The sequence below is a fragment of the Desulfopila inferna genome (assembly GCF_016919005.1).
GTDB classification, from domain to species: domain Bacteria; phylum Desulfobacterota; class Desulfobulbia; order Desulfobulbales; family Desulfocapsaceae; genus Desulfopila_A; species Desulfopila_A inferna.
This window is the reverse complement of record NZ_JAFFQE010000008.1, coordinates 242,531-253,012: the sequence shown is the minus strand read 5'-3', so window position 1 is coordinate 253,012 and position 10,482 is coordinate 242,531. Positions and strand designations below refer to the sequence as shown.

Below are 10,482 nucleotides of genomic sequence, written 5' to 3'. Positions count from 1 at the left end.
GTCGAGCTTTTTTAAAAAAGCAGACAAGCTCTCATCCGTTTCTTGTTGGAATTGATATTTATGACAAAAATCAAGAAAATATCTCAACCACTTCAAGTAATACCGGTGTTGCCCGACAGGAACTCCTTGATGGCTGATATAGGTGGTGAATTGAGAGGAAAGCTGAGCAGAGATTTGCAGCATGAATGTTATCCTGTTAACTTGATATCCAGTAAATATTGTGTGATATAAAGCAGAAAATAGGGTAAATTGCTAATTTTACGTTGTCAATAATTTTCTCTGGTCCGGAGCTTTAAGGAAACCAGAGAATAACTTGTTAATTTTAGCCAAGTAGGAATACCTAAATGACGGAACAACATTGACGTTTTTGCTTTTCCTGCTCTGGAGGAGTAAGCAATAAAGAAGACGATAAAACTATACACGTACCTTTATGTCCTGAATGTAAAGAACCTTTAGATAATATCTAGAGGAGTGTAGCTCTTGTAATCCTCAACAGTTGAAAACTGACTGTGATATTCTTCTGACATTTTTTCTGCCTGCTCAAGCTCTTCTCCTGTCAGTGGAACGTCAAATGTCTGAATTAACTGATAAGCCAACATTTTTGCTACATCACTTGATATTAATGTACATACAGAACCACAAGAATTTCCTTTAGAATCTTTAGTGATGAGATTTATACGTATTTTATCTTCATCAGCAGTTATTGGAGCTACCATTATATGTAGGTGCCCTTCTTTAGAATTCGTTCCTTCAATAGTCGGTATGTTTTTTCTAAAAAACATGGTGTTAAAAAATTTACTCATAATTACTCCTTAAATTAACCAGTAGTTCAACCGGACCCGCAAAAACGCGGGCCGGTTAACTGGTCGTTATGTGTAAATCAAAACTACAGGAGAACTATATGTCTGATTATTCAAATCCAATAGATACAACTACACATACAAAAGATGGTATAACATATAGAATTGAACTATTTATAGACGAAAACAATAATTATTATGGCCGTTGGACATGTAACAAAAACAATCAAACAGGAAACTCAAATTCCAGTAAATCCTCCAAAGAACAAGTAATAACAGATAATAAAATAAACATAGATGCTTATCACTTTAATACATTTGGAACAAAACCATTGGGATAAAGACCTGCTACTACATACAATTTGCCGGAATTAAAAGCAGTCTTATAAACTTCATTTTCTTCTAGTGTATCAGCAGGAAAATTCATATGTATTGTTCCGCAGGTACCATCAGTAAATTTGACAGCAAAGTTACCACCATCATCTACTATTTTATCTATTGTTTTTCCTACAAATCCTTGTATAGGATGTTCATTAGAATTAAACATAACTAAAACCTCACATAACAACCGCATTAACTTGACGGGAAGGACGCTTGCGGTTTTAAGCGGACTTGCCTGGCCCGCAAGTTATGCGGGACGTTAGCCCAAAATAATTGGAGGGAACAAAAATGGATCAAGGTAATGCTGCTATTATAGCAGCCTCTATATCAACCTGTATCGGAGGCTGTATTGGTTACCTTTCATCTTATCTTACAACCAGGCAAAGCCAAGTTAACATTAAACACCAGGTAACTCTTCCACGCCAAATGGAAGCAATGGATTTCATCTCTCTAATACTATTTAAATGTTTATCTGGAGAAAATATATCTGAAACAAATTGGGATAGATATATATCTTCGTGTTTTTGGTTACCTCCATCCTCGCGAAAACTTTGCTTTAACGTATTAGACTCGAAACAAGACAATAACGTCATATTAGCCGCCCAAAAGGAACTAATCAAATCTTATACCTTATTAACGGAGGGGAAATAAATGTCAGAGAAAGAAACGTTAAATTCATTAGAGAAAGAGGCTGAACGTCGGAGAGAAGAGGCAGCTAAAAAAGCAAATGTTCCATTGCCATCAACTATAGTAGCTATCAACAACACGCAAGTTACTTATACAATTGATCCTGTGATGTTGCCATTTACTCAACTGGATGGGGTCAAATTAAAAAAAATATTAGCTGAAAAATTCATGCTGAAATTTCGTATGCCTGAATATAACCCACATAACCTGGCAGCCCTTGGTGTTTCAGCAGATAACTTAACAGAGGAATCGATTTTTAAGTTTTTGTTGAGATCATCTTCGCCTCAACTAGTATTCGAGAATGGCCGTTACCCTACAGGCCCTGACTCTTTTGTCCCTGTCGAACTTGTTGCATTCAGCAAGGAATCAATTATTGCGAAAGTTAACGGAGTAACTGAGGTAGCAATGGCTATCACTGCTGACTCATTTAACGCTTTTTGGGAATCAACAGGGGTAGTCAAAAAGTGGGACAGCGATGAAACTCAAAATGCATTGCAAATGGTATCTTTTGGCACATCAACTAAAGTAAAAGTAAATGGTGATGTGAAACAATTCTTAAGTGGAAATCTATGTAAATATTTTAATGAAAATGTAAATGAAAAAGAAAAAATAGCCTCCAAAATAAATACTTATTCTGTTTATGACAATTTTAAACCTAACAAAAATATTATCGGCAGTTGGTCTTTTGAAGAGCTAGAATTACAGATACATACCTTTAATTCTACTACTGGCCTTTCTGAAACCTCGCCAATTCGAATTAGTACGCAAACAAAAGATGAGCGAGGCAGAGGAATTGTTAGGATATCTAGCGCATTGCCTTATGATGACCATGTGAAGATGATTGAAAGTATCATGAAAGCACTTGACAATTCAGGGAAAAACAAGGGCTAACCATAGGACTTCGCGGAACGGGGTCGGACCGAACCAACATATTAATATGAAAAGAAAAAGATCAGAAAATATGCCTGCAATCTTGCTTAGAAGGCCTATTTTGGCATCAAAAGTGAGCATTTAAGGAAAAATGCCAAGGGCGAATCGCTATTATATTCCCGGGCAGGTCTGGCATATCACTCATCGCTGCCACAAGCAGGAGTTTCTGCTTAAGTTCAGAAGAGATCGGCAGCGGTGGCAGTATTGGCTATTTGAGTCAAGAAAACGTTATGGCTTGCAGGTTCTGAACTTCATGGTCACTTCGAACCACATCCATCTCCTGGCGGTAGATGGTGGCGACCGGCATGTCCTGCCCCGATCATTGCAATTGGTGGCAAGCCGAACAGGGCAAGAATACAACCGGAGGAAGAATCGTAAAGGAGCATTCTGAAGAGGAATCCGGGGACACGATACTGAATTCCAACAATTACATTCTGCGGTCAAGCCGCAGATGTTTGAGTTCTGTGTAAAAAAATACCTACCAATATGAAAACTTATAACATTTTCAATTTTGACCATAGATACAAAACACCTCAAGAAATTATAACTGATTCTTTCAAAATTATAATAACTGCTCAACATTGTTCTAATTTATCGAAGCTTTCAAAAAATTCTTCATACACGTTTACCCTTGATCACAATTTCACTCCTGTTGTTATCGACAATCCTGCTGAAGAAGGGGAATTTGTTATCACAGCTATTGTAGAAATTGATGAAGAAAAACTCGACAAATCATTTTTGTATCCGGAAGAATTAGAAAGAGGATACATATATGATGTAACCTTAGTTTTGTCATTTTTGACAGGAAGACGTGTGTATTTAGAGAACGAAATGGACCGATATTCTAACAAGTTCTATATTGATGGCCCTGTGACAATCAACAGTCTTTTGTTTCGGCAAATAACAATCAGCAATATTAAAAAGATCGCAGATTATGGCCTGGACACTCAGTTTTTCAATACTGTCCAGTCATATTCAATAAATGACCTGTTATCGCTCACTTCATACTGTAATTCTTCATTAGATAAACTATTCACTGGATGGGCCAAACAAAACAAGAAGACAAAATTTGAAAACCAAAAGTATCTCAATTCACTTCGAGATTCAGCTTATGAAAGTGTCTTGAAGTCCTTAGCATCTAAGGTAAAAGTAATTTTTTTGAAATTATTATTTGATTCAAACATTGAAAATAGAATTACAGAAGACATCAAAGCAAGGATTCGTATTGATACCAGCCCATCGGCACTTTATAAATTAAAAGAATTTTTAAAATTTTATTCACTTTATCCAGAAGAAGATAGTGATGAGAATAACGAGAAATTGAAGTGGCTAAATAGAATTAGAAATAGTGTAGCCCACTCTGGTGATCTACCTAGAGATAATCAAATATCATGGATGACTCGTTCTGAAATTACGACCAATATAACCTTTTTGATGCTCAGTATCATACAATGGTATTTTGCATATGTAATTCTTGAAATCAAAAACCATAGACTTGATGAAACCCAAAATGAAATAAAAAATTATTTCATAACTGGGAAGTTCAGAAATAAAGATATATTTAATGAAACCTATAACGAATACATGAATAGAATTATCGATGATTGGACCGACAATCATAAATTATAATTACAGAACCAGGCGGTTCACTTGACGCCGAGAACCCTGGCGGCGCTGACACGGCAAGGTTTGGGGGCGGCGCAAGTGACCTTGATCGTTAGCATCTAAAAACTCACTCCACACAAGGGAATATAGAGTGAGAAAGAACTATGGAGGCAGATAGTACGCAAGCCAGCGATAAGGCACTTGGGTTTTCCCTTGTCTATCTTCCTCCTGGCCGTCGGTGGCGACCGGCGGATGGTCGGATCAAAATGTTAGTTTTTCCGCAGCTCTGCGATATGAGCACTAACTTTTTGGTATCGATCCGAACCCAACCGACAATGTCGGCTGTGGAGCGCTCTGTCAGTCGATTGATTATAATAGGTAACTCAAATGATCAAGCTGACAATGAAGGTGGAGATCACATTCGCCCAACTGGTTGCCCTAGCGCATCTTGTTGTTGCGATAGTTAAAATCTGCACCTAATTTTTACCCCGGGGTCGATGTTTGGCCCCGGCGGTTTTTCTATTCAAAACAAATAATTATGCTAACCAGACGTTCTAGTTGACCTCTGGCACAGCCCGGCTATCTTTTTTTGTCTGGTCAATTGTTTACAGATATTTCTTCACACTTGTCAAATTCTGTTTGTGCCAGTGTCAACTGAACTCAACGTTGGGCCGGTAGCTGCACCGTTGTCGGTTGATAGCAAGCCCGGCCCAACCACAACGCTTAACCTGAAAAAAAGGAGAATCATGGAATACATTGAAGAAGAATGTCCCCTCTGCGACAGGATATCTAAGTTCTACTTTGTTGACCACGACAATAGGAAATTTTACAGATGCGAATACTGTACTGACTTCCAGGTTTACATTAACGTTGAAGATATACTTAGAAACTCTACCGACACATTAAAAAGACAGTTATCAAAAGCATCCCACGAAAGCCCACACGACAAAGTTTTAGCAATAGGAGATGGCAAGGTAGTGTCAAATATTTTTCGCACATTTGATTTTGAGGTAGCCGTTTAATTCATTTTTTTCCTTTTCTTTCAATTTCTGGTCAAGCGCAGCAAAGGGGCAAAATACAAGGTTGTGAGCGAAGCGAGCACCCGGAGGGCTTGATCTTGTATTTTGCAAACGGGGTCGGGCCACGATAACCTGCTGATTTAATGACGTATCGGGAACACCTGTGTTGCTTAAGTGGTTGATATCACAAGACCACAATGTCGTTTTTGGGGCGAAAATGAGAAAAATAGATTACAAAGCATATTATGGCCAGAGCAAAAAGACATTACATTCCTGAACAAATATGGCATCTAACTCATCGATGCCATAAACGAGATTTTTTGCTCAAACTAGTAAAAGATAAACGAAGATGGCTTCAATGGCTATTTGAGGCAAAACAACGATACGGATTAGTCATATTAAATTTTGCTGTGACTTCAAATCATATCCATTTACTTGTTTATGATGAAAAAGGAAGAGATGTAATACCATCATCAATCAAACTGGTTGCTGGTCGTACAGGTCAGGAATACAACTTACGAAAAAAGAGGAAGGGAGCTTTTTGGGAAGATCGGTATCACGCAACGGCTATTGAATCAGAAGAACATCTGTTCAAATGTCTAACATATATAGATTTAAATATGGTTCGCAACGGGGTGGTCTCTCACCCTTCGGAGTGGTCTTTCTGCGGATATAATGAAATCCAAAATCCTCGTAAAAAGAATGGGCTGATTGCTTATAAAAAACTTGCGGAGTTGACAGGGTTTATAAGCTACACTGCATTCCGGGAAACGCATAAAGAATTGGTTAATGAATATCTGACGAATGGTAATAACTTCAGACAAGATCAATGGACTGAAAGTGTAGCCGTGGGAAGCAAAGATTTTATCGAAACAATCAAAGAGAAACTTGGCATACTTGCCAAGGGTCGGAAAATTCTTGAAAAAGATGGAGGGTTTCAGCTTCGAGAAGAGATGAGGATCTATATTGCCAATTCAGATAGCGATAATGGCAATACAGGGTCAATAAACACCTATTATTGGGATGTTAATCTTTAGCTTTAGTTCCATTTTGATAATGTGGCCGGAATAGCCGAATGCACTGATTTTAGCCCTAAAATGCATTATGCGGCCATGTAATATCAGCTACTTAAGGAACGTTGAATGCTGAATTTCATCAGTATATCAAGTGATTATCGTGGCCCGACCCCGCTTTGCCTTCAACTTATTTTGGGGTGGTTCTTTATCTGCTTTAACCTACTTTTCTGCTACTCACCTGCCGGGGCATCGGTAATCGATAGTGGTGATGCACCGGATCCTACTTTTCCTACTCTCTATGCAAATAATGGAGCCAACCATATTCTGGGCGGTTCAGCTTATCTTGGCAGCTGCGTGGACGCAGACCTGGATGGCCAGCCGACGGCGGGTGCTGATGGAGATGACACGGCGGCGGGCAGTACGGTCTACGGAACCTGCACTGCTGCAGGTGATGAGGATGGTGTGAGTTTTACTACAGCAGTTGTGGCAGGTTCTACGGCGGACATCGACATCCTCGCGAATTCTTCCTGCATGCTCTCCGCCTGGATTGACTTTGCTGGAGACGGTGACTGGGATGACCCCGGAGAAGAGCTTTTTTCCGGTGGCAGAGCATTAACCAGCGGGATAAACCGCCTGAGCTTTTTTGTACCTGCCGGTGCAGTTACAGGCACGACATATGGACGTTTTCGTTGTACCACAGATGGTGTGGTGTCATTTACCGGTCAAGCCTCTGATGGGGAGGTTGAGGATTACGAGATAATGATATTCAGTTCGATACCGGCCTCGGCGCCAACGTCAGTGACCGCTTCAAGCTCAACCACCACATCACTCATTGTCAGCTGGACGCCAGGCAACGCCAACGGCTGCCTGTTTGCATCCTGGAATGTCAGAGATGCTGGAAATATTGTGCCAACCGGCTGCTTCAACCTGACATCCAGGGCGGGGAACAGTTGTACGGCAACAGGTCTCAGCCCTGATACAGAGTATCGGTTCACGGTTCAAGAAGTCTGTACGAACACAGGCCAGAACAGCCCGGTGAGTGAGCCGAGCGATCCTGTCGCCACACTTCCGCAGTCATGGCTTCTTGCTGTTAAGAAAACAGGCACAGGCAAAGGTAGAGTGACAAGCGACCAGGGAGCAATAGATTGCGGAGAAAAATGTTTTGACACATACGCAGATGGTACGGAGGTTACTCTGACTGCCATTCCGGAAGAGGGGTCGACGTTCTCCGGGTGGTCGGGAGATGCCGGATGTCAGGATGGCGTTATTGCCCTTTCACAGGATATTGACTGCACAGCAGGCTTTCGGCGATTTCCCTGGAGTACCTTTCTTCCAGGTATTGTCAACAGATCAGAGAAAGTCGGCGAGAATGATTCTAATTGATGTGAACCAGTTGTTTAAACCAAAAAATCCGCGGAAGGATTTGTTATCAAAAGTCGAGGTATTGGGCGGTCGACTTCGAAGGACATGATGCTTAATTCCAACCAGAACATTCTGCGGTCGAGCCGCAGATGTTCACGTTATGCTTTACAACGAAAAATAAACCGACTGATTCATAACAAATCAAAGAGGCAAATTAATGAAAGCTTTAAAAACTCTATTATTATTTCTATGTTTTTCAATAACTGCAATGGGCTGTGTTGCTAAGTACACTATCCCTGTCGGTGGAACTAACGATTTGAGATTTGTTGGACAATGGGAAGGAAAACACTTTAATGAAAAAGGTGGATATTGGCGTAAATGGGAACAAAATAGACACCCTGATGGTACATACAAGCTAGTATTAAAGTATTATGACAAATCAGATAAGTTCCTTAATAGAAAAGTTGAAACTGGGTATTGGTGGCTTCAGGATGGCCTGTTTCACGAAATCGCTCCAAGCAGAATGTCCAAGCCTGAATCATATAAATTTGAGTTTACCTCAAACGAACAAATTGAATTTTCTTCGGTCCAAATAGATAAAAATTCCGATGAAAAAGTAGGTTACTCATTTATTGATAAAAAAGTGAAAGAGTAAACTGAAAAAGTAAAAAAAAATTAGCATAACAACACGTTCCTGCGGAAGGCGAAAAAGCCCGGCTCTCGCAGAACTTGACGTTGGGCGCTCAATAAAATCATGAAATTTGAGGGTGGGGAATGTCATCGAATGCAGATGATCCAAAGATAGCTCAAGCAGCATCCCTTTGGCAGTGGATCAGGTTGGTTGCAGTGTATCTCTTCATACCGCTGGTTCTCCTGGTGTGCGGAGGAGACCTCGGGTGGTGGCAGGCGTGGGGCTACTCCCTGCTGATTGTTGCCGCCGGCCCGGGAGGGCGCATCTGGGCGGAACGGCGGCATCCGGGATTGATGGCCGAACGACAAAATATGGAGAAGGCCCAAAGTGCGAAAGCCTGGGACAAAGTACTTGCGCCGTTGATGGCGCTGAGCGTGAGTTTCCCGCTTGTCATTGTGGCCGGGCTGGATCATCGCTTTGGCTGGTCACCCGCATTTCCGTTGTTGCTCATCGTGCCCGGCTTCATTTTGATCGCGCTCGGATACGCTTTCGCTGCGTGGGCATTGGCAGAGAACAGCTTTTTCTCCAGCGTGGTGCGCATTCAGGTTGATCGAGGGCATGTGGTGTGTGACACCGGCCCTTATCGGTTCGTGCGGCATCCGGGCTATGCCGGAAATTTGTTGGCGCTCCCGGGTATCGTGCTGGCCTTAAACTCGATGTGGACACTTATTCCGGCGGCGGTGGCGCTCATCATCGCGGTGATCAGAACCGCTCTGGAAGACCGGACGCTACAGAAGGAATTGCCGGGCTATCGGGATTATGCGCAGCGCGTACGCTATCGGTTGATACCGGGAATTTACTGAAGAGGCTCATCTGTGAGATTTGATGGGGCGGGTAGGAAGGGTTCGTTTTTAGAATGCGCAAGAGAGGGTGCAAGAACGAGTGATTATCGTGGCCCGACCCCGCTTTGAATCTCTTCTGTATTGTACATAACTTGAAGAAAGTGCATGTCTTCGGAAAAGGAGTTGCGTAAAGACTGAGAGTGTAGGAAGGCCCCCTGCAATAGCAGTGAATATAGGTCCAGGTGAACGAAGGTGGTATAAAGGGAAGCTGAATCTTAAAAAGTCGTGGATGGTGAAATCAATTACCTGGTTTTTTTTAAAATCAGGTGGCTCTGGAAGCTCGCCTTTGAAAAGAGGCTTTTTCTATAGACTCGTTAGCTCTAAAACAAATATAAAGGCATAACTATGTCACCTCTGCTTCTTAAAATCATAAGTATATTTATAACAGGAATGGCTATTTGGGGTTTAATATCTGGTAAAATCATGGCTGGATCAAGAGGCCTACAACCAAATTATTATACTAAGCAAGATAGTCCTTTTTTATACTACTGTTTCGTTTGTATTTACTTGTTAATTGGAGTGTTTTTGTTATTCAAAGTTTTTTAATACAAAAATATTGAAAAATTTAAAATTGCGCTCTCAAGAACCCTATGTGTCAATTTTCACTATGACGCGTCTAACACATGAGGAATTGGTGTTTATTCGGGACTATTTGAGGCCGCGGCCCGATTACTTCGCTAACCCATCATTCCACTGGACACTGCGCGATAAGCCGCATCGCCGGTGAATTTAAACGTTGTGTGAAAACTACAAAATCAGGAATTAGATTTAATGCCTCACATCATAATAAAACTTTATCCTGGCAGATCTGAAGATCAGAAAGCTGAGCTCACAGAAAAAATTGTAGAGCAAGTGGTTCGCATTGCAAAATGTGAAGAAAAAGTTGTTTCAGTAGCTTTTGAAGAGGTTGAGCCCAAAGAATGGGATGAAAAAGTTTATAAGCCTGACATTCAGAACAAACAAAATCAATTATATAGGAAACCAGGCTATGGACCGCTTAGTGAAATATGAGTGGGATTACAAAATTTGATTAACGTCCAAATATAAAACGATAAAGCACACAATGAAAACGAAAAAAACACGAAACGGGGTCGGGCCACGCTAACCTTTTGATATGATATTGGAATGCTGGATCACATGGTTTGTAAT

The 10,482-nt window shown here is 41.0% G+C and carries 11 protein-coding genes and 1 pseudogene; 10 read left to right on the top strand and 2 right to left on the bottom strand.

All coding sequences use genetic code 11. The features are described 5' to 3' along the window. Positions 1 to 452: 452 nt before the first annotated feature. Positions 453 to 803: a hypothetical protein gene (locus JWG88_RS18615; protein WP_205235296.1), complete on the bottom strand. Its 351-nt coding sequence runs from the start codon at positions 801 to 803 to the stop codon at positions 453 to 455. A 98-nt stretch (positions 804 to 901) separates the two neighbouring features. Here JWG88_RS18615 and JWG88_RS18610 point away from each other — a divergent pair, with 98 nt between their 5' ends. Then, the gene (locus JWG88_RS18610) at positions 902 to 1,141 is read left to right on the top strand and encodes a hypothetical protein (protein ID WP_205235295.1); all 240 of its coding nucleotides are present in this window, start codon (positions 902 to 904) and stop codon (positions 1,139 to 1,141) included. Here JWG88_RS18610 and JWG88_RS18605 read toward each other — a convergent pair. After that, positions 1,105 to 1,347: a hypothetical protein gene (locus JWG88_RS18605; protein WP_205235294.1), complete on the bottom strand. Its 243-nt coding sequence runs from the start codon at positions 1,345 to 1,347 to the stop codon at positions 1,105 to 1,107. The two genes, JWG88_RS18610 and JWG88_RS18605, sit on opposite strands and share 37 nt — an antisense overlap. Before the next feature lie 485 nt (positions 1,348 to 1,832). Here JWG88_RS18605 and JWG88_RS18600 point away from each other — a divergent pair, with 485 nt between their 5' ends. The 9 genes and pseudogenes from JWG88_RS18600 (at position 1,833) to JWG88_RS18565 (ending at position 10,344) form a co-directional block, all read left to right on the top strand. Further along, positions 1,833 to 2,759 carry a hypothetical protein gene (locus tag JWG88_RS18600; protein WP_205235293.1) on the top strand — a complete coding sequence of 309 codons (927 nt, stop codon included), beginning with the start codon at positions 1,833 to 1,835 and terminating at the stop codon, positions 2,757 to 2,759. Between the two features lie 130 nt (positions 2,760 to 2,889). Beyond that, positions 2,890 to 3,186, top strand: a pseudogene (locus tag JWG88_RS22245) (transposase); the annotation flags it as partial. A gap of 98 nt (positions 3,187 to 3,284) precedes the next feature. After that, entirely contained in the window at positions 3,285 to 4,427 is a 1,143-nt protein-coding gene (locus JWG88_RS18595) for a hypothetical protein (RefSeq protein ID WP_205235292.1), read from the top strand. A 722-nt stretch (positions 4,428 to 5,149) separates the two neighbouring features. After that, positions 5,150 to 5,425, top strand: a complete 276-nt coding sequence (locus JWG88_RS18590) for a hypothetical protein (protein ID WP_205235291.1) — start codon at positions 5,150 to 5,152, stop codon at positions 5,423 to 5,425. Positions 5,426 to 5,667: 242 nt separating this feature from the next. Then, a complete protein-coding gene (locus JWG88_RS18585; RefSeq protein ID WP_205235290.1) occupies positions 5,668 to 6,459 on the top strand; it encodes a transposase in 792 nt (263 codons plus the stop codon). A gap of 105 nt (positions 6,460 to 6,564) precedes the next feature. Continuing rightward, positions 6,565 to 7,821, top strand: coding sequence for a fibronectin type III domain-containing protein (locus JWG88_RS18580; protein ID WP_205235289.1), 1,257 nt, complete (start codon positions 6,565 to 6,567; stop codon positions 7,819 to 7,821). Between the two features lie 196 nt (positions 7,822 to 8,017). After that, entirely contained in the window at positions 8,018 to 8,455 is a 438-nt protein-coding gene (locus tag JWG88_RS18575; RefSeq protein ID WP_205235288.1) for a hypothetical protein, read from the top strand. 119 nt (positions 8,456 to 8,574) lie between these two features. Then, positions 8,575 to 9,294 (top strand): methyltransferase family protein, encoded by a 720-nt coding sequence (locus JWG88_RS18570; protein ID WP_205235287.1) that lies wholly within the window; start codon positions 8,575 to 8,577, stop codon positions 9,292 to 9,294. Positions 9,295 to 10,104: 810 nt separating this feature from the next. Then, entirely contained in the window at positions 10,105 to 10,344 is a 240-nt protein-coding gene (locus JWG88_RS18565) for a tautomerase family protein (RefSeq protein WP_205235286.1), read from the top strand. Positions 10,345 to 10,482 lie beyond the last annotated feature (138 nt).